We start from the raw sequence: 19,407 nt of genomic DNA, 5'->3' as shown, positions 1-19,407 counted from the left end.
GACACTGAAGGCTTCATGACTGCGACCGCTTCCGCCCGCGCCCTGCTCGACCTCGCGGCCACCGCCGCCGACTCCAAGGGCGGGGAGGACCTCGTCGCGCTGGACGTCTCGGGACCGCTGCCGCTCGTCGACATCTTCTTCCTGGTGACGGGGCGCTCCGAGCGCAACGTCGTCGCCATCGCCAACGAGGTGGAGGACCGCCTCAACGAGTCCGGCGCCAAGCTCCTGCGCCGCGAGGGCCGCGCCGAGGGACGCTGGATCCTGCTCGACTTCGGCGACCTCGTCGTCCACGTCTTCCACGAGGAGGACCGGATGTACTACTCGCTGGAGCGCCTCTGGAAGGACTGCCCCGTGGTCCCGATCACGCTGGCGAACGCCGTTCCCGCCGACTCCGCGGCCTCCTCGAACTGAGGAACACGCCCGGCGTCGCCGCTCGATTTCACTCCACGCGCTTCGTGTTGTAGTTTATTCGAGTTGCTTCCGCCGGGCGGAGGAGCGGGCCGCAAGGCCGGTACTTCGAGTCCGAGAAGCGCACCAAGGGTCCGTGGCGCAGCTGGTAGCGCACCTGCATGGCATGCAGGGGGTCAGGGGTTCGAATCCCCTCGGATCCACCGCAAGAAAGAAAGCCCCGCACTTCTCCGGAAGTGCGGGGCTTCTCTCGTCTCCGGACGGCGCGCGAGCGGTACCGGCTGGCGCTGGAGAGCTGAGCGCTCCGCCAGAATGGCGGGATGCCGACTCCGACCGCGCCGCGCGGCCTCATCACCCAGTTCTCGATCGTCGACGCGCTGCTGGCCGGTCTGTTCGACGGCGTCGTCACGCGCGCCGAGGCCGACGAGGCCGGCGACTTCGGGCTGGGCTGCGGCGACCACATGGAGGGCGAGCTCGTCGTGCTCGACGGCGTGCACCGGCTGTTCCGCGGCGACGGCTCGGTCGTCGTCCTCGAGCCGGAGGACACGATCGCGTTCGCCGAGCTGGCCCGGTTCGCTCCGGACAGCACGGAGTCGGTCGAGGCGGTGCCGTCGCTCGACGCCCTGCTGACGGCGGTGCGGCGGACCGTGCCGAGCCCGAACGTGTTCGTCGGCGTCCGTCTCCGAGGCCGCGTGGAGTACCTGACGCTGCGGCAGCCGATCGCCCAGGTGAAGCCGTACCTCCGCCTGGCGGACGCGATGCGCGACCAGCGCGAGGTGCACCTGAGCGACGTCGAGGGCACGATCGTCGGCTTCTACGGCCCGAAGCCGTTCCAGGGGATCAGCGTCGCCGGGCTGCACACCCACTTCGTCGACACGAGCGGCACCGTCGGCGGCCACGTCCTCGCGGCGTCCGGGCTGAGCGGCGAGCTGGCGGTCGAGCAGTACGCCGGGCTCACCGTGCGCCTCCCCGAGTCGGAGGACTTCCTCGCCGCGGACCTCGACGACGAGGTCGGCAGCTCCGACGCCGCCATCCGCGCCGTCGAGACCGACCACGCGCACTGAGGCGCACTCCTGAGGGGGAGCGGCGGCCCTACCCTGGACGCATGGCCACGCTGCGCGACGTCCACGCCGTCATCGACCGTCTCTGGCCCGAGGGGGCCGCGGAGGACTGGGACGCTCCCGGTCTCGTCACCGGTGACCCGGCTGCGCAGGTCGAGCGGATACTCCTCACGGTCGACGTCGTCGCCGACACCGTCTCCGAGGCCGTCGACGGCGGCTACCAGCTCCTCCTGGCCCACCACCCGCTCCTGCTCCGCGGGGTCACCTCGATCGCGGAGGACGGCTACAAGGGCCGCCTGCTCGCCGAGCTCATCCGGCACGGCTGTGCGCTCGTCTCCGCGCACACCAACGCGGACATCGTCGCGGACGGCGTCTCCGACGTCATTGCGACCCGGCTCGGGCTCACCGGCACGACGCCGCTGGTCCCCGGCGAGGATCCGTCGGTCGGCCTCGGCCGCGTCGGCGACCTCGCCGAGGAGGTCACGCTCGGCCGTCTCGCCCGCGCCGTGGCCGAGCTGCTGCCCGCGACCGCCGGAGGAGTCCGTGCCGCCGGCGATTACGAGGCGCCCGTCCGCCGGGTCTCGCTCTGCGGCGGAGCCGGGGACTCCCTCCTCGACAGCCCCGCCGTCCGCACGAGCGACGTCTACATCACAGCCGACCTCCGGCACCACCCGGCCTCCGAGGCGCGCGAGAAGGCCCGCCACGGCACCGGCCCGGCGCTCCTCGACGTCTCGCACTGGGCGAGCGAATGGCTCTGGCTCGACGTCGCCGCGACCGCTCTGCGCACCGCGCTTCCCGGGGTCGTCGTCGACGTCAGCGAGACCCGCACCGACCCCTGGGATTTCGCGATCGTCCACTGACGCTCCGCGAGCGCGCGAGAATGGAGCCGGCACGCCCACCCTCCGTGCCGGGAACGAGGACCGCGACGTGATTGCCAGCCCCGCCGACCAGCGAGAGCTCCTGACTCTGCAGAGTCTCGACACGAGGGGCAACCAGCTCCGTCACGCCGTCGCCACCCTGCCGCAGATCGCGGCGATCAAGGCGATGCAGACCCGCGACAACGAGACCCGCCGCACCCTCGCGGAGCGCAACGGCCGGCTGGAGGACGCCCGCACCGAGCTCGGCCGCATCGAGTCCGACGTCGAGGTCGTCGACAAGCGCCTCGCCCGCGACCGCGACCGCCTGCAGACCGCCTCGTCCGCGAAGGACATCGCCGCACTCGAGGGAGAGATCACCTCGCTGGTCAAGCGCCGCGGCGACCTCGAGGACATCGAGCTGACGCTGATGGAGCGGATCGAGGGCATCGAGGCCGAGGTCGCCGCCGCCCAGGCCGAGCGCGACGAGGTCGTCGCGGGCATCGCGACCCTCGCCGAGGAGCGCGACGCCCAGGCGGAGAAGCTCGCCGGCAAGCAGGAGGCGCTCGCCCGCGACCGCGCCTCGCTCGTCGAGAAGATCCCGGCCGACCTGGTGGAGCTCTACGAGAAGCAGCGCGCCCGCTACGGCGTCGGCGCGGCGCTCCTGCGTGGCAAGGTGTCGGAGGGGAGCGGCGTCGCCCTCACCGAGTCCGACCTCGCCTGGATCCGCACCACCGCGCCCGACCAGGTCGTGCTCTGCCCCGACAGCGGCTGCATCCTCGTCCGCGGCGACGAGTCGACGCTCGCCTGACCCGGCCCGTACACTGGTTCCGCGAACGGGCCGGCAAGACGGTCGCGTCGCCGGGGTGAGAGCCCCGGCGCCGAGGAACGTCCGGGCTCCGCAGAGCAGGGCGGTGGGTAACACCCACCCGGGGTGACCCGCGAGACAGTGCCACAGAGAACAGACCGCCACGGGCCCCGGCCCGCGGTAAGGGTGAAACGGTGGTGTAAGAGACCACCAGGGGCCGGAGTGATCCGGTCCGCTCGGTAAACCTCGCCCGGAGCAAGGTCAGACAGAGGACGATGCGGCTGCTCGTCGGGTCCTCGGGTAGACCGCTGGAGGGTCACGGCGACGTGCCCCCGAGAGAGATGGCCGTCCAGCGCCCGCCGAGAGGCGCGGCGTGAACAGAACCCGGCGTAATAGCCGACCCCTTCGCCACGAAAGGCCCCGCACAGCGGGGCCTTTCGCGTCTCGTGGCCGGCTGCGCCCCTTTGCGCGGCGGTCCCTGCCCGCCGCGCCGCGGTCGGTCTGGGTGCGTGGTCGCGTTTCGCGGAGCGTCTCGCGTTCGGCTCCGGAGAGACGCTGGCACGCGTTTCTCCGGCTCGCCTCGGCCCTGCTTCCGCATGCTCCTGAAGAGCGCCGTCCTCGCGCGCATGCCGATCGAGTAGCCCTCGGAGAGTGCATATCGAGATCCCGCCCTGCTGCACGAGTGCCTGGGACCGCCGTTCGGTGACGTGGGTCTCGATACGCCGCTCTGCGGCTACTCGACCAGCATGGAGGGGCGGACGTCAGAGGCGCCGACCCTGCCGGCCGCTCTCGCGAAGCGAGGCTCACCGGTGAAACGCGTGCCAGCGTTTCGTCGTAGCCGAAGGCGAGACGTCCTGCGGAACGCGGCCACCTGTAGGGGCCGACGGCGCCGCGGCGGGCGGGGACCGCCGCGGAAGGAGGTACCGCCTCAGCGGCGGACGCCGCCGCCTGCCAGGGCCGCTGCGCCGAGGATGCCCGCGTTGTTCCGCAGGGCGGCCGGCACGATCGGGGTGCGCAGGTCGAGCAGGGGCAGGAACTCCTCGTGGTGCTTCGAGATGCCGCCGCCGACGATGATCAGGTCCGGCCAGAGGAGCGCCTCGAGGTGGGAGTAGTAGCGCTGCAGGCGCTTGGCCCAGTGCTTGTAGTCGAGGTCGTCCCGCTCCTTCGCGGCGAAGGAGGCCTTCTTCTCGTAGTCGCCGCCGTGGATCTCGAGGTGGCCGAGCTCGGCGTTGGGGATGAGGACGCCGTCGTAGATCTGCGCGGTGCCGATGCCGGTGCCGAGCGTGGTCATCAGGACCAGGCCCTTCTTGTCCTTCGCCGCGCCGAAGCGCGACTCGGCGTAGCCGGCGGCGTCGGCGTCGTTCACGAAGAAGATGTCGCGGCCGATGGCGTCCTCGAACAGCTTCTCGGCCTCGAGGCCGATCCACTCGTCCGAGACGTTCGCGGCGGACATGGTGCGCCCGTGCACCACGGCGGCCGGGAAGCAGATCCCCACGGGGGTGTCGGACGGTGCGTCCGGGAGCATGCCCAGGATCTGCTGCACCGTGGCGACGATGTCCTTCGGGCGGCCGCCCTCGGGGGTGGCGACCTTCATCCGGTCGCTGAGGAGGGCGCCCTCGCCGAGGTCGACGTACGCCCCCTTGATGCCGGTCCCTCCGATGTCGATTCCGATCGCGGTCGCAGCAGCAGTCATACCGGCCATGCTAGCGAGGCGCGAGGGGGAGCGACCGGCGACCGGCCCCGGCGTAGGATCGCGACATGTCTGACGGTGATGCGAACTCCTGGTGGTACAACCTCAAGTCCGGCGCGGTGGAGCAGGGCTTCCAGTCCCCGTCCGTCGACCGCGCGGGCCCCTACTCGTCCCGCGAGGAGGCGTCCCACGCCCTCGAGAAGATGCGCGAGAACACCCGCCGCTGGGACGAGGAGGACGCGGAGGATCGCTGATCCCGCGCTGAGCCGGGTCGCGCCCCGCTACTCGTAGCTGTGCTCGGCTCCGGGGTACGCGCCGGCCTCGACGTCCTCGCGGAACGCGGTCACCGCGCCGGTGAGGACACCGCGCAGGTCGGCGTACTGCTTGACGAAGCGCGGCACGCGGCCGGTGGTCAGCCCGGCGAAGTCGGTCCACACGAGCAGCTGACCGTCCACGTGCGGGCCGGCACCGACGCCGATCGTCGGGATGCTGAGCTCCTCGGTGACCCGGCGGGCGGCCTCGCTCGGCACCATCTCGAGCACGACCGCGAACGCGCCGGCGTCCTGGACGGCGCGGGCGTCGGCGAGCAGCTGCTCGATCCCCTCGCCGCGGCCCTGGATCATGTGCCCGCCGAGGCCGTGCTCGCTCTGCGGGGTGAAGCCGATGTGCGCCATCACCGGGATGCCGGCCTCGACGATCCGCCGGATCTGCTCCGCGGAGCGGACGCCGCCCTCGAGCTTCACCGCGTGGGCGTGCGTCTCCTTCATGAAGCGGAAGGCGGTGTGCAGCGCGTCGTCCGGGCCCGACTCGTAGGAGCCGAAGGGCAGGTCGGCGACGACGAACGCGCGCTCGACGGCGCCCGCGACGGCGCGGGCCAGCGGGATCAGCTCGTCCACCGTGACCGGCAGGGTCGTGTCGTAGCCGAGCACGGTGTTGCCGGCGGAGTCGCCCACGAGCAGGAAGTCGATGCCCGCCTGGTCGAAGATGCGGGCCGTGAGCACGTCGTAGCTGGTGAGCCCGGTGATCCGCACCCCCGAGTCCTTCGCGGTCTGGAAGTGGCGGGTTCTCACGCGTTTCACGGGCTGCGCTGACATGCGGTCGAGTCTATCCGCGCCCCGTCGGGGCTCCGCGGGGAACGGCCGGGCGCCCAGCAGGGGAGGGGCGGAGCCACTAGCCTGGGAGCGAAACAGGAAGGGCCTTGATGGACAAGCAACGGGACTTCGTTCTTCGCACCATTGAAGAGCGAGGGATCAAATTCGTTCGCCTCTGGTTCACGGACGTCGTCGGCACGCTCAAGTCGGTCGCGATCGCGCCGGCCGAGGTCGAGGGGGCGTTCGCCGAGGGTCTCGGCTTCGACGGCTCCGCGATCGAGGGACTGACCCGCTCCTACGAGGCCGACGTGCTGGCGCACCCGGATCCGTCGACCTTCCAGATCCTGCCGTGGCGCGGCGAGATCGATCCGACGGCGCGGATGTTCTGCGACATCACCACGCCGGACGGCCAGCCCGCCGTCGCCGACCCGCGGAACGTGCTCAAGCGCACGCTCGCGAAGGCGGCCGAGCGCGGCTTCACGTTCTACACGCACCCCGAGATCGAGTTCTACCTGCTGAAGTCGTCGACCTTCGGCGCGGAGGGGCCCGAGCCCGTCGACTCCGCCGGCTACTTCGACAACGTCCCCGGCGGCACGGCGCACGACTTCCGCCGCCGCTCGGTCCGGATGCTCGAGGACCTCGGCATCTCGGTCGAGTTCAGCCACCACGAGGCGGGCCCCGGCCAGAACGAGATCGACCTCCGCTACGCGGACGCGCTGACCACGGCCGACAACATCATGACCTTCCGCACGGTCATCAAGGAGGTGGCGATCGAGCAGGGCGTCTACGCGACCTTCATGCCCAAGCCGCTCTCCGGCCACCCCGGCTCGGGCATGCACACGCACCTCTCGCTCTTCGAGGGCGACATGAACGTGTTCTACGAGCAGGGCGCGCAGTACCAGCTGTCCAAGCTCGGCCGCCAGTTCATCGCCGGGCTGCTCAAGCACGCCCCCGAGATCACCGCGGTGACGAACCAGTTCGTCAACTCCTACAAGCGCCTCTGGGGCGGCGACGAGGCGCCGAGCTACGTGTCCTGGGGCCACAACAACCGCTCCGCGCTCGTCCGCGTGCCGCTGTACAAGCCCAACAAGGGCCAGTCCTCGCGCATCGAGTACCGCGCGCTCGACTCGGCCGCGAACCCCTACCTCGCGTACTCGCTGCTGCTGGCCGCGGGACTCAAGGGCATCGAGGAGGGCTACGAGCTCCCCGCCGAGGCTGAGGACAACGTCTGGACGCTGTCGGACGCCGAGCGCCGCGCCCTGGGCTACAGCCCGCTGCCGGCGAGCCTCGACCGCGCGATCTCGCTGATGGAGGAGTCGGAGCTCGTCGCCGAGACGCTCGGCGAGCAGGTGTTCAACTTCGTGCTGCTCAACAAGCGGAAGGACTGGGCCGAGTACCGCGCCCAGGTCACCCCGTACGAGCTGCGCAGCAACCTCGAGATGCTCTGACCCCTCCCGCCATGCCCCGCGAACGCACGCTGAGCGAGGTCGCACGCCTCGGTTTCGCCGCACTCGGCGAGACCGGGGCTCGGCTCGCCGAGGCGGAGGAGCTCGCGGGCCGCTCGCTCGAGTCGGTGGTGCCGGCCTTCGCGACGGTGGCCGATCCCGACGCGGCGCTCGGCGCGCTGCTCGATCTGCTGCGCAGCCACCGCGGCCGGATGGACGCGGTGCTCGCGGACGACGCCGCGATCACGCGCCTGCTGCTCGTCCTGGGGGCGTCCTCCGGTCTCGCGGACTTCCTGCAGCGCCGGCCCGACGAGCTCATCGGCTTCCTCGACCCCGTCCGGGTCCTTCCGGGTCGCGGTGAGCTCAGGCAGGAGCTGCTCGACTCGGTCGGCGCCGTCGACGGTGTCGCGTCGCTGCACGAGGAGGACGGCTGGACGGCTCTGCGGGTCCGCTACCGCCGACTGCTCACCCGCGTCGTCGTGCACGATCTCGGCCAGGCGGATCCCGTCGCGGCGATCGATCGCGTCGCCCGGACCCTCGCCGACCTCGCGGGGGCGGCCCTGGAGGCGTCGCTCGCCGTGGCGCGCGCCGACCTGATCGCGGGCTCCGGACCCGGTCGCTTCTCTCGCGAGGAGGTCGTGGCGACCCGCTTCGCCGTCATCGGGATGGGCAAGGCCGGCGCCTCCGAGCTCAACTACGTCAGCGACGTCGACGTCATCTTCGTGGCCGAGGGCGACCCCGAGCGCGGCCTCTCGAACGCCCGCGCGATCGACATCGCGACTCGGCTCGCCGTCCTGCTGATGCGCGGCACCTCCGCGCTCGCGCTCGAGCCGGAGCTCTGGGAGGTCGACCCCAACCTGCGGCCGGAGGGGAAGCAGGGCGCGCTCGTGCGGACCCTGGAGTCGCACATCACCTACTACGACCGCTGGGCGAAGAGCTGGGAGTTCCAGGCCCTGCTGAAGGCCCGCCCGCTCGCGGGCGACCTCGAGCTCGGCCGCGCCTACGTCGACGCCGTCGCGCCGAAGGTCTGGTCGAGCGCGTCGCGGGAGAACTTCGTCGAGTCGGTGCAGCGGATGCGCGAGCGCGTCACCGAGAACATCCCGCAGAACGACGTCCACTACCAGATCAAGCTCGGCCCGGGCGGGCTGCGCGACATCGAGTTCACGGTCCAGCTGCTCCAGCTCGTGCACGGCCAGACCGACGACGAGATCCACATGCCGGGCACCCTGCTGGCCCTCGGTGCTCTCGCCGACCGCGGCTACATCGGCCGCGCGGCGGCGGAGGAGTTCGCGCAGGACTACCGGGCGCTGCGCCTGCTCGAGCACCGGCTCCAGCTGCGCAGGCTCCGGCGCACCCACCTGATGCCGCGGGACGAGCACGAGCTGCGCACCCTGGCCCGGGCGAGCGGCCTCGCCCGCAGCGCCGAGGAGCTCCTCGTCGTCTGGAACTCGATCAAGCATCGCGTCCGCGGACTGCACGAGCGGCTGTTCTACCGTCCGCTGCTCTCCGCGGTGGCGGCGCTGCCCGACGGCGGGATCGAGCTGTCGACCGGTCAGGCGGAGGCACGACTGGCGGCGATCGGCTTCGCGGACGCCCGCGGCGCCCTCGGCCACATCGCCGCGATGACCTCGGGCGTCTCGCGCCGCGCGAGCATCCAGCGCCACCTCGTCCCCGTCATGCTGCAGTGGTTCGCCGACGGCGCGGACCCCGACTACGGGCTCCTCGCCTTCCGGCGCCTCAGCGACACCCTTGGCGGCACGCCCTGGTTCCTTCGGATGCTGCGCGACTCCTCCGGGGCCGCGAAGCGCCTGACGACGGTCCTGTCCGGCTCGCGCTTCGTCGGCGAGCTGCTCGACCGCATCCCGGAGTCCGCGGCCTGGCTGGAGGACGACGAGGCCCTGCGTCCCCGCGGTGCCGACCGGCTGGCGGAGGAGGTGCGCGCGGTCCTCGCGCGCCACGACACCCCCGAGGCCGTCGCCACGGCGCTGCGGGGCATGCGCCGCCGGGAGGTGCTCCGCACCGCGATGGGCGGCGTCCTCGGCCTCAGCACCATCGAGGAGATCGCGACGAGCCTCTCCGACATCATCTCCGCGCTCCTGGGCGGCGTGCTCGCGGCCGTCCGCCGCTCGAGCACCGGTCGCCGCGGATCCCTCGCGGAGTTCGCTGTGATCGGCATGGGGCGCTACGGGGGAGCGGAGCTGGGCTTCGGCTCCGACGCGGACGTGATGTACGTGCAGCGACCGGGCGAGGCGGATCCGCACGAGGCGCAGCTCTACGCGCAGTTCCTGGTCGCCGAGCTCGTGCGCCTCACCGAGGACTCGCGCCTCCCGCTCGACCTCGACGCCGATCTGCGCCCCGAGGGCAAGAACGGCCCGCTGGTGCGCTCCCTCGACTCCTACCGCGCCTACTACGCCCGCTGGTCGCTGACGTGGGAGGCGCAGGCACTGCTGCGCGCTCGAGGGGTGGCCGGCGATGCGGCGCTGATCGCCGCCTTCGAGGAGCTGGCCGACGGCGTCCGCTACCCGGCGGCGATCTCGGATCGCGACATCCGCGAGGTGAAGCGGATCAAGGCCCGCGTCGAGAGCGAGCGGCTGCCGCAGGGCGCCGACCCGAAGCGCCACCTCAAGCTCGGCCGCGGCTCGCTCAGCGACGTCGAGTGGCTGGTGCAGCTGCTGCAGCTCCAGCACGCGCGCACGATCCCCGCGCTGCGGACCACCTCGACGCTGACCGCGCTGAGCGTGGCGGAGGAGGCGGACCTGATCTCGCCGCCCGACGCCGAGCGCCTGCGCGCGGCCTGGCTCCTCGCGTCCCGGGTGCGCTCGGCGATGACCCTGTTCACCGACCGCACGGCCGACGTGCTGCCGGCCGACCGCCGCCAGCTGGACGGAGTGGCACGCCTCCTGGAGTACCCCGCCGATTCGGCGACGCAGCTCGAGGACGACTACCTCGGCGTCACCCGCCGGGCCCGCGCCGTCTTCGAGCGCCGCTTCTACGGCCCTGTCGAGGTCGACGCGCCGACCTACCGCTGACGCCCGCGGGTCCGTCCGGGAACGCGGAAGGGCCGCTCCTCCGGGGAGGAACGGCCCTTCGTGCAGTGCGCGAGCCCTGCGGTGCGTCGATCAGACGCCGTAGTACAGCTCGAACTCGAAGGGGTGCGGGCGCTGCGCGAGGGGCTTGATCTCCTTCTCGCGCTTGTAGTCGATCCAGGTCTCGATGAGCTCCTGGGTGAACACGCCGCCCTGGAGCAGGAAGTCGTGGTCGGCCTCGAGGGCGGCCAGGGCCTCCTCGAGCGAGGCGGGGACCTGCGGGATGAGCTTGGCCTCCTCCGGGGGCAGCTCGTACAGGTCCTTGTCGACGGGCTCGTGCGGCTCGATGCGGTTCTTGATGCCGTCGAGGCCCGCCATCAGCTGCGCGGCGAACGCGAGGTACGGGTTGCCCGAGGCGTCCGGCGCGCGGAACTCGATGCGCTTGGCCTTCGGGTTCGTGCCCGTGATCGGGATGCGGATCGACGCGGAGCGGTTGCCGGCCGAGTAGACCAGGTTGACCGGCGCCTCGAAGCCCGGGATCAGGCGGTGGTACGAGTTGACCGTCGGGTTCGTGAACGCGAGGACAGCGGGGGCGTGCTTGAGCAGGCCGCCGATGTACCAGCGTGCGACGTCCGAGAGTCCGCCGTAGCCGTTCTCGTCGTAGAACAGGGGCTTGCCGTCGTTCCAGAGCGACTGGTGGGTGTGCATGCCCGAGCCGTTGTCGCCGAAGAGGGGCTTCGGCATGAACGTGGCGGTCTTGCCCCACTGCTCGGCCGTGTTCTTGACGATGTACTTGAACTTCAGGATGTCGTCCGCGGAGTGGACCATCGTGTCGAAGCGGTAGTTGATCTCCGCCTGGCCGCCGGTGCCCACCTCGTGGTGCGAGCGCTCGAGGATGAGGCCGGCGTCGATCAGCTTGAGGCAGATGTCGTCGCGGAGGTCGGCCTGCTTGTCGACCGGGCTGACCGGGAAGTAGCCGCCCTTGTAAGGGGTCTTGTTGCCGAGGTTGCCGCCCTCTTCGACGCGGCCCGAGTTCCAGGCGCCCTCGACGGAGTCGACGGAGTGGAACGCGGAGTTCTGGGTGACCTCGTAGCGCACGTCGTCGAAGATGTAGAACTCGGCCTCGGGGGCGAAGAACGCGGTGTCGGCGATGCCGGTCGACGCGAGGTACTTCTCGGCCTTCTTGGCGACCTGGCGCGGGTCCTTCGAGTAGATCTCGCCGTTGCGCGGGTTGTAGATGTCGAAGACGATGATCAGCGTGCGCTCGACGCGGAACGGGTCCACGTAGGCGGTGGTCACGTCAGGGATCAGCTGCATGTCCGATTCGTGGATGTTCGCGAATCCGCGGATCGAGGACCCGTCGAAGAGCTGGCCGACGGAGAAGAACTCCTCGTCGACCGTCGAGGCGGGGATGTTGAAGTGCTGCTGGACACCGGGGAGATCGGTGAACCGGATGTCGAGGAACTTGACGTCCGTGTCCTTGATGAACTTGAGCACCTCGGAAGAATCTTTAAACATGCAAAGGTCTCCAATGGCGTAACGGGTGGCTGCAGACGCAGCCGTTCCACAGTAGTCACTAGCGGTTACCCCGCCGTGTCCCTCGTGTTTCGGGCGTGTTACACGGGGTCTCGCCGAGCGGGTCGCGGCCGGCCTCCGCTCCCGGCGGGCGCGCGGCCTTCGCGGGTAGCATCGGAGGATGCCAGCACCCGAGCGCAGGACCTTCGCCGATGTCGCCCCGAGCACGCGGCCGGGGGAGCGGCTCGGGCTCCCCGAGACCGGCCGGATGTCGATCGCCCGGCCCGGTCGCCGCTTCGCCGCCCTCGCCGTCGACTTCGCGATCGTCGCGCTTCTGTCCTTCGTCTTCTTCGGCTACGACCGCTGGGCGAGCATCGTCCTCTTCGTGGTGCTGCAGGCGGTCTTCATCCCGACCATCGGCGGGAGCATCGGCCACCGGCTGCTCGGTCTGCGCGTCGTCCGCCTCGGCGGCGGCTGGGTCGGCGTCTGGCGTCCGCTGGTGCGGTCGGTGCTCCTCGCCGTGCTCGTCCCCGCCCTCGTCTGGGACTCGGATCAGCGCGGCTTCCACGACAAGGTCGCCGGCACGGTGCTCGTCCGCTACTGATCGGGCAGTCGTCCGGGAACGACGAACGGGCCGGCGGGAGTGATCCCGACCGGCCCGTTCGTGTGCTCGTCCCGCGCGTCAGCGGGAGCGCTGCGGCCGCACCTTGAAGGGGTCGACGCCCTTGGGGATCGGCAGCGAGGTGTTCAGCGAGGCGAGGCGGTTCTTGACGGCCAGCACCTCCGCCTTAGTCAGCACCTTCTTCGTCTTCGCGAGGGCGCGGGGGACCTTGTGCAGCGGGACGGCGCCCTCGTCGGGGCCGACGTTCACGAAGGTGACGGGGACGTTGGGGAGGATGCGGGTCACCTTGCGGCGCTCGTCCTCGAGCATGCGCTTGGTGCGGCCGGTCGGCCCCTCCGCGATCAGCACGACACCGCCGCGGCCGACGGCGCGGTAGACCGCGTCCTGCGTCTTGCCGTTGACGGCGACCGGCATCTCGCCGCCGGTCCAGGTGCCGCGGAGACCGCTGCGCAGGACGACGCCCACGGCGCCCGGCTGCCCGGCGATCTGCCCGTAGGCGGCACGCTCGGCGCGGCGGGAGAGGACAGCGAGGCCGGCGACGAGTCCGGCCATCACTCCGACGACGATCCAGAGCGCGATGACGAAGCCGTTGCCGTCGCCGAGGAGGACGCCGAGGAGGATCCCGATCAGGATCGGGACCAGCAGCGCCAGCAGGATGATCCAGACCGCGCTGCTGTCGTAGCGGCGGGTCATCTGGAACACCTGCCACATCTGCTTGAGACGTCCTGGTTCCTTGACCGCCTTCGTCGACGGTTCCGTGCTGCGTGCCATTCCTCCAGGATACCGAGCGGACCCGGCGGGGGAGACCGATCCGAGTGGATCCGCCGGACCTCCCCTCCTCCCCAGCGACAGGACGGCCGATCCGTCCACCGATCGGACCTCCGCCGCCCCGGCGAGCCGGCTCGAGCGGCACCCTCGGAGCATGGCAGCGAGCGGTGAGAGCGAACGGAGCGGCGGACGGCCGCTCGAGGGGATCGCCGGTCACGCCGTGGTGGGCTCCGGAGCGCTCGGGCCGGTCGTCCGCGACGGCGACGGCCGGCTCCTGAACGCTCTCCTGCTCTCGCAGGAACGGGCGGAGGGCGCGCTGGGGTCGGGGATCGAGCGACTCGCGCCGCACGAGCATCGGCAGCGCCTCGTCGACGTCGGGGTGCACGTCGATGGAGCCGTCCTCCTGACCGCCCCGGCCGTCGTCTCGACCCTCGAGCAGGTGCTCGAGTCCGGTGCGGTGCTGCTGCCGGGGGTCGTCGTCACCCTCCTCGCGCCGGTCGTCGGCGCACTGCAAGACGCGGCGGCGGCGGGAGTCCACCCGCTCCCCGGTGCGGAAGCGATCGGGCTGACGGAGGAGGGGCGTCCGGTGCTGCTGCTCACCGAGGCGCCGACGGGATCGACCGAGGCCGAGGTCGTGGCCGCGGTGATCGGGCTCCTCGGACGCTGCCGTCGGAGCTGCCCCGCCTGGCGGGGGAGCCCGCGGGACGACGACGACCTCGCGGCGCTGGAGGCGCTCCTCTACCGCTCCGCGGCGCCGCTGCCGCTCCGCGCGGCGCAGCGGCCCGAGACGGCGGCGGGCCGGGAGCGGCCGACCGGGGTCGTCGAGAGCCCGCCTGCACGACACCGCCGGACGCATCCGCTGGACGGCTGGCGCGATCGGGTGCGCACGGCGGCGGTCCGCCGCCGCGGCCCCCTCGTGACCGCGGCCGTCGTCCTCGTCGGCGCGCTGGTGATGACGGGCCTCGGCCCCGATCGGAGCACGGGAGCGGAGACGGCCGCGTCGACTCGGGCACCGGCGCCGTTGCCGTCGACGCGGACCCCGGCGCCGAGTCCTGTCGCTCCGACGAGGCCGGTACCGGCGGCCGCGACCGCGCCGGCGACCGCGGGAGCGATACCGACACCGCCACCGCCGGTGACGGCCGTGGCGACGCCGACACAGCCACCGGCACCGGCGACGCCGAGCGCCGCGCCACCGACGGTCCGGCCGCCGCGCGCGGAGCTCGGGGCGGAGGAGGCGGCGACGGCCCTGCTCGCGGCGGCCCGGCACTGCGGAGGCTCGGACAGCGCCTGCGCGGAGGCGCTGACCACCCCCGACTCGCCGATCCGCGTCGACGGGGGCTCCGCCTTCGCCGCGCTCCGCACGCCGGCCTCCGCCGTCACCGCGGTGCGCGTGGACGTGAACGGCGCCTCCGCCGTGGTCGCCGTCGGTTCGGATCCGGGAACGACGACGGCCTCCGTCCTGATGATCAGGACGGAGGCCGCATGGCTTCTCCGCGACGTCTTCACCGACGGCGGCCGCTAGTGCGGCGCGTCAGCGTGACGGCGTCAGATGCCGAGGTCGTTCTCGAACGAGCCCTCCTCGAGGCGCTCCTTGATGGCCACCAGGAAGCGGGCCGCGTCGGCGCCGTCGACCGTGCGGTGGTCGTAGGAGAGGGCGAGGAACACGGTCGAGCGGATCGCGATCGCGTCGCTGCCGTCGACCTGCACGACGGCCGGCTTCTTCGTGACGATGCCGGTGCCGAGGATCGCGGTCTGCGGCAGGAACACGACGGGCGTGTCGAACAGCGCACCGCGGGAGCCGGTGTTCGTCAGGGTGAAGGTGCCACCGGCCAGCTCGTCGGGCTTGAGCTTGTTGTTGCGGGTGCGCTCCGCGAGGTCGCCGATGGTGCTGGCGATCTGGGCGAGGGTGAGCTCCGACGCGTTCTTCAGGACCGGCGTGAGAAGTCCGCGCTCGGTGTCGACCGCGATGCTGATGTTCTCGTGGTCCGGGTAGACGATCGAGTCGCCGTCGAGCGTCGAGTTGATCACCGGGTAGGCCTTGAGGGCCTCAGCGGCCGCGAGGGCGAAGAACGGCAGGAAGGACAGCTTGGCGCCGGTCTTCTCGTTGAAGGTCTTCTTGACCGAGTCGCGGAAGCGGGCGACGGCGGTGACGTCGACCTCGACGACCGAGGTGAGCTGGGCGGTCGACTGCATCGACTCGACGGCGCGCTGCGCGAGCACCTTGCGCAGGCGGGTCATCGGCTGCGTCGTGCCGCGCAGGGGCGAGGTCTCGAGCGGCGTGCGAGCGGCCTTCGCGGCGGCGGCGGCCGGAGCCGAGACCGGGGCGGGAGCCGACTTGGCGGCCTCGACGGCGTCGAGCACGTCCTGCTTGCGGATGCGCCCGCCGACACCGGTGCCGGTGAGGGTGGAGAGGTCGATGCCGTTCTCGCCGGCGAGCTTGCGCACCAGCGGGGTGACGTAGCCGGGGTTCGAGTCGGTGGGCTCGGGGGTCGCGGCCGGCGCCGGGGCGGCGGCAGCGGGGGCCGGGGCGGCGGCGGCGGGAGCCGGGACCGACGGAGCGGGGGCGGACGCCTCCGGAGCGGCGGCCTTCTCGGCGGCGGGGGCCGGCTCGGGCTCGGCGGGGGCCGGAGCCTCCTCCTCGGTCTCCGCGTCGACGGACGGGGTGGCCTCGTCGGTCGGCTCGGTCTCGGCGGCCTCGGCCTCGCGCGACTCCTCGGCGGCCGGCTCCTCGGCGGGGGCCTCGGGCGCGGACGCGGCTCCGGAGCCGTCGCCGATGCGCACCAGCTCGGCGCCGACCTCGACGGTCTCGTCCTCCTGGACGAGGATCTCCTCGATGACACCGGCGACGGGCGAAGGGATCTCGGTGTCGACCTTGTCGGTCGAGACCTCGAGCAGCGGCTCGTCGACCTCGACGCGGTCGCCGACGTTCTTCAGCCAGCGGGTGACCGTTCCTTCCGTGACACTCTCTCCGAGTGCCGGGAGGCTGACGGATTCGCTCATGAGCCTGTCTCCTTAAGACGCTTGTGTACGTGGTTTCAGTTTAGTGAGGCGGGAACGGCCGGTCGCCGTCCCGCGATGGTCCTAGAGGGCGTGCAGCGGCTTCCCCGCCAGCGCGAGGTGCGCCTCGCCGAGCGCCTCGTTCTGGGTCGGGTGCGCGTGCACGAAGGGGGCGACGTCCTCGGGGTGCGCCTCCCAGTTCACGATGAGCTGGGCCTCGCCGATCAGCTCGCCGACGCGGGCGCCGATCATGTGCACGCCGACGACGGGCCCGTCGACGACGCGCACGACCTTGACGGAGCCGGCGGTGCCGATGATCGTGCTCTTCGCGTTGCCGCCGAGACCGTAGTCGTAGCTCGCGACGCGCTCGGCGCCGTACTCGGCGACGGCGCGCGCCTCGGTCAGGCCGACGGACGCCACCTCGGGGTCGCTGTAGGTGACCTTCGGGATGTTCAGGTCGGCCACCGTCTGCGGCTTCAGTCCGGCGAGCTCCTCGGCGACGAAGATCCCCTGCTGGAAGCTGCGGTGCGCGAGCTGCAGGCCGGGCACGATGTCGCCGACGGCGTAGACGCCGGGAACCGAGGTCTGCAGGCGCTCGTCGGTGATCACGTAGCCGCGGTCGAGCGTGACGCCGATCTCCTCGAGGCCGAGCCCCGCGGTGACCGGGCCGCGGCCGACCGCGACGAGGAGGAGGTCGCCCTCGACGCTCGCCCCGCTCTCGAGCGAGACCGAGACGCCGTCGTCGGTCTGGACGACGCCGGTGACGCGCGAGCCGAGGGTGAAGGAGATCCCGCGCTTGCGGAAGGCGCGCTCGAACTGCTTGCTGACGCTCTCGTCCTCGTTCGGCACGAGGTGGGGGAGCGCCTCGACGATCGACACCTCGGCACCGAAGGAGCGCCAGACGCTGGCGAACTCCACGCCGATGACACCGCCGCCGAGCACGACGACCCGCTCGGGGACGTGGTCGAGCTCGAGGGCCTGGTCGCTGGTGATCACTCGGCCGCCGATCTCGATGCCCGGGAGCGTGCGCGAGGCGGAGCCGGTCGCGACGACGATCGAGCCGCCGTGCAGCACGTGCTCGCCGACCGTGACGGTCCTCGGCCCGGTCAGCCGGCCCTCGCCGGAGACGACGGTGATGCCGCGGGCGGAGACGAGGCTCTGCAGGCCCTTGTACTTGCCGGCGACGACGCCCTCGCGGTAGCGCGTGACGCCGGGGACGTCGATGCCCTGGAAGCCGGCGAGGACGCCGTACTTCTGCGCGTCCCGGGCGCCGTCGGCGAGCTCGGCGGCGTGCAGGAGGGCTTTGGTCGGGACGCAGCCGCGGTGCAGGCAGGTGCCGCCGAGCTTGTCGCGCTCGACGATCGCCACGCTCATCCCGAGCTGGGTCGCGCGCAGAGCCGCCGCGTACCCGCCGCTGCCACCTCCGAGCACGACCAGGTCGTAGCGCTCTTCCGACACCCAGTGACTCCCTTGCGACGTGCGGTTCCCCTCGCCTCCGCGGATCTCCGCGCCTGTGCGCGGGCCGTTCGGAGGGGGGACGAGGCGGGAGATCCCGCCCCGTCGACCCTACTACGCGCTCGCCAGGCCCTCGGCCAGGGCGAGGAGGGCGCGGACCGAGACCCCGGTGGGGCCGGTGCCGGTGAAGCCGTACCCGCCGCCGCCGTTGTTCGCCGGGCCGGCGATGTCGAGGTGCACCCAGGGGATGCGCGCCGCGTCCGGGCCCTCGCCACGGGTGCCGACGAACTCCTGGAGGAAGTGCGCGGCGATCAGCATGCCGCCGGCGGTGTTGCCCGGCTTGATGTTGGCGATGTCGGCGATCTCGGAGTTGAGCAGCGGGCGCAGTTCCGCGGGGAGCGGCATGTGCCAGAAGAGCTCGCCCGTGCTGCGCGCCGACTCCAGCACGGAGGCGACCAGCTCGTCGTCGCCGAACACGCCGGTGTAGCGGTTGCCGAGCGCGACGACGGCGGCGCCGGTCAGCGTCGCGACGTCGACGATCGCGTCGGGCTGCTCCTCGCTCGCGGCGACGAGGCCGTCGGCGAGCACGAGGCGGCCCTCGGCGTCCGTGTTGAGGACCTCGACGGTCTTCCCGCCGCGGATCGTGAGCACGTCGTTCGGGCGGATGGCCGTGCCGGAGGGCATGTTCTCGGCGATGCAGAGCCAGGCGGTGACCCGCACCGGCAGGCGGAGCTCGGCGACCGCGCGCACGACCGCGTAGACCGTCGCCGCGCCGGTCATGTCGTCCTTCATGCCGATCATCGAGGCCGGCGGCTTGAGGGAGAGTCCGCCGCTGTCGAAGGTGATGCCCTTGCCGACCAGCGCGAGGTGCTTGGGCGCCGTCCGCTCGGCCGTCCCCCCGGGGGAGGAGGCGCCGTCGGGCGTGTAGGCGATCTTGACGAGGCGCGGCGGGCGGGACGAGCCGCTGCCGACACCGAGGATGCCGCCGAAGCCGTCGCGCTCGAGCGCCGACTCGTCCCAGACCGTGACCTCGAGGGGGAGCCCTTCGACGCCCTCCTGCACGGCCTCGGCCAGGGTCTGCGGGTAGAGGTGCGACGGCGGGGCGTTGACCAGGTCCTTCACGGCGGACACGGCGCGACCGACGACCAGCGCGCGCTCGAGGACGGCCGCGTCGGCGGACTCGTCGGAGGTCACGAGGAGCACGCGCTCGACGGGAGCCTTCGCGGCGTCGAGGGTGCTGTGCCGGAAGGCGGTGTAGCTGTAGGAGCCGAGCGCGGCTCCCTCGGCGACGGCCGTGAGCGCGTCCTCGTCTCCGGTGGGCAGGGCGAGGGCGACCGAGGCGGTGCCGGCGAGGCTGCGGACCGCGAGTCCGGCGGCGGTGCGCAGCACGGTGGCGCTCGGCTCCGCGGAGCCCAGGCCGACGAGGACGACCACGCCGGCGCGGACGGAGGAGGGGACCCGCGTCAGCGACTCCGCGGAGCCGGTCACCCCGAGCGCGGGGAGCGCGGCGACGAGGTCGTCGAAGCCGTCGACGCCGACGAGACGGGGGCCGTCCGGTCCGGGCGCGACGCCGAGGACGAGAGCGCCGGTGTCGAGATCGGAGGCGGGGACGGTCGTGTACTCGAGAGAGGAGAGGGGCATGAGCGCAATGCTAGGCGCGGCCGGGA

At 72.1% G+C, this 19,407-nt stretch carries 16 protein-coding genes, 1 tRNA gene and 1 other RNA gene; 11 read left to right on the top strand and 7 right to left on the bottom strand.

The annotated features are described in order from the left end of the window. Nucleotides 1–15: 15 nt before the first annotated feature. The 6 genes from rsfS to rnpB all read left to right on the top strand — a co-directional run bounded on the left by rsfS (nt 16) and on the right by rnpB (nt 3,539). Nucleotides 16–411, top strand: coding sequence for a ribosome silencing factor (gene rsfS / locus MT353_RS11640; RefSeq protein WP_132437037.1), 396 nt, complete (start codon nt 16–18; stop codon nt 409–411). Between the two features lie 127 nt (nt 412–538). Next, nucleotides 539–611 (top strand) — tRNA-Ala (locus tag MT353_RS11635). A gap of 117 nt (nt 612–728) precedes the next feature. Continuing rightward, the gene (locus MT353_RS11630) at nt 729–1,472 is read left to right on the top strand and encodes an acetolactate decarboxylase (RefSeq protein ID WP_243624519.1); all 744 of its coding nucleotides are present in this window, start codon (nt 729–731) and stop codon (nt 1,470–1,472) included. Nucleotides 1,473–1,513: 41 nt separating this feature from the next. Then, complete coding sequence (locus tag MT353_RS11625; RefSeq protein WP_243624517.1) at nt 1,514–2,329, top strand: Nif3-like dinuclear metal center hexameric protein; 816 nt, start codon at nt 1,514–1,516, stop codon at nt 2,327–2,329. 67 nt (nt 2,330–2,396) lie between these two features. Then, entirely contained in the window at nt 2,397–3,134 is a 738-nt protein-coding gene (locus MT353_RS11620; RefSeq protein WP_123445833.1) for a zinc ribbon domain-containing protein, read from the top strand. Between the two features lie 26 nt (nt 3,135–3,160). After that, nucleotides 3,161–3,539, top strand: an RNA gene (rnpB, locus tag MT353_RS11615) — RNase P RNA component class A. A gap of 520 nt (nt 3,540–4,059) precedes the next feature. Here the strand turns inward: rnpB and ppgK are convergent. Beyond that, nucleotides 4,060–4,824, bottom strand: a complete 765-nt coding sequence (gene ppgK, locus MT353_RS11610) for a polyphosphate--glucose phosphotransferase (RefSeq protein ID WP_123445834.1) — start codon at nt 4,822–4,824, stop codon at nt 4,060–4,062. Nucleotides 4,825–4,889: 65 nt separating this feature from the next. Between ppgK and MT353_RS11605 the strand changes: the two genes are divergently transcribed. Further along, a complete protein-coding gene (locus MT353_RS11605; protein WP_123445835.1) occupies nt 4,890–5,075 on the top strand; it encodes an SPOR domain-containing protein in 186 nt (61 codons plus the stop codon). Between the two features lie 27 nt (nt 5,076–5,102). Here MT353_RS11605 and panB read toward each other — a convergent pair whose 3' ends face one another. Beyond that, complete coding sequence (panB, locus tag MT353_RS11600; protein WP_132437044.1) at nt 5,103–5,915, bottom strand: 3-methyl-2-oxobutanoate hydroxymethyltransferase; 813 nt, start codon at nt 5,913–5,915, stop codon at nt 5,103–5,105. 107 nt (nt 5,916–6,022) lie between these two features. On the opposite strand from panB, the gene MT353_RS11595 reads away from it, so the two are divergent. Then, nucleotides 6,023–7,360 (top strand): glutamine synthetase family protein, encoded by a 1,338-nt coding sequence (locus MT353_RS11595; RefSeq protein WP_123736929.1) that lies wholly within the window; start codon nt 6,023–6,025, stop codon nt 7,358–7,360. 11 nt (nt 7,361–7,371) lie between these two features. After that, a complete protein-coding gene (locus MT353_RS11590; RefSeq protein WP_243624510.1) occupies nt 7,372–10,386 on the top strand; it encodes a bifunctional [glutamine synthetase] adenylyltransferase/[glutamine synthetase]-adenylyl-L-tyrosine phosphorylase in 3,015 nt (1,004 codons plus the stop codon). 90 nt (nt 10,387–10,476) lie between these two features. Here MT353_RS11590 and glnA read toward each other — a convergent pair whose 3' ends face one another. Beyond that, nucleotides 10,477–11,901 (bottom strand): type I glutamate--ammonia ligase, encoded by a 1,425-nt coding sequence (gene glnA, locus MT353_RS11585; protein ID WP_123445839.1) that lies wholly within the window; start codon nt 11,899–11,901, stop codon nt 10,477–10,479. Between the two features lie 178 nt (nt 11,902–12,079). Between glnA and MT353_RS11580 the strand changes: the two genes are divergently transcribed. Next, on the top strand, nt 12,080–12,502 hold the full coding sequence (locus MT353_RS11580; protein ID WP_123703545.1) for an RDD family protein: 423 nt from the start codon (nt 12,080–12,082) through the stop codon (nt 12,500–12,502). A 78-nt stretch (nt 12,503–12,580) separates the two neighbouring features. Here MT353_RS11580 and MT353_RS11575 read toward each other — a convergent pair whose 3' ends face one another. Next, nucleotides 12,581–13,291, bottom strand: coding sequence for a DUF4191 domain-containing protein (locus MT353_RS11575; RefSeq protein WP_243624508.1), 711 nt, complete (start codon nt 13,289–13,291; stop codon nt 12,581–12,583). A gap of 151 nt (nt 13,292–13,442) precedes the next feature. On the opposite strand from MT353_RS11575, the gene MT353_RS11570 reads away from it, so the two are divergent. Then, nucleotides 13,443–14,810 (top strand): hypothetical protein, encoded by a 1,368-nt coding sequence (locus MT353_RS11570; RefSeq protein WP_159422942.1) that lies wholly within the window; start codon nt 13,443–13,445, stop codon nt 14,808–14,810. A gap of 23 nt (nt 14,811–14,833) precedes the next feature. Here MT353_RS11570 and sucB read toward each other — a convergent pair whose 3' ends face one another. From sucB to MT353_RS11555, 3 genes are all read right to left on the bottom strand, one after another. Next, a complete protein-coding gene (sucB, locus tag MT353_RS11565; protein WP_243624506.1) occupies nt 14,834–16,288 on the bottom strand; it encodes a 2-oxoglutarate dehydrogenase, E2 component, dihydrolipoamide succinyltransferase in 1,455 nt (484 codons plus the stop codon). A gap of 81 nt (nt 16,289–16,369) precedes the next feature. After that, on the bottom strand, nt 16,370–17,743 hold the full coding sequence (gene lpdA / locus MT353_RS11560) for a dihydrolipoyl dehydrogenase (RefSeq protein ID WP_243599184.1): 1,374 nt from the start codon (nt 17,741–17,743) through the stop codon (nt 16,370–16,372). Between the two features lie 111 nt (nt 17,744–17,854). Further along, nucleotides 17,855–19,381, bottom strand: a complete 1,527-nt coding sequence (locus tag MT353_RS11555) for a leucyl aminopeptidase (protein WP_243624503.1) — start codon at nt 19,379–19,381, stop codon at nt 17,855–17,857. Between the last annotated feature and the right edge of the window lie 26 nt (nt 19,382–19,407).

Source organism: Rathayibacter sp. VKM Ac-2927 (assembly GCF_022815525.1).
In the GTDB taxonomy this organism is placed as follows: Bacteria; Actinomycetota; Actinomycetes; order Actinomycetales; family Microbacteriaceae; genus Rathayibacter; species Rathayibacter festucae.
Note: the sequence above shows the minus strand (reverse complement) of the source record. Positions and strands in the feature narration are given on the sequence as shown.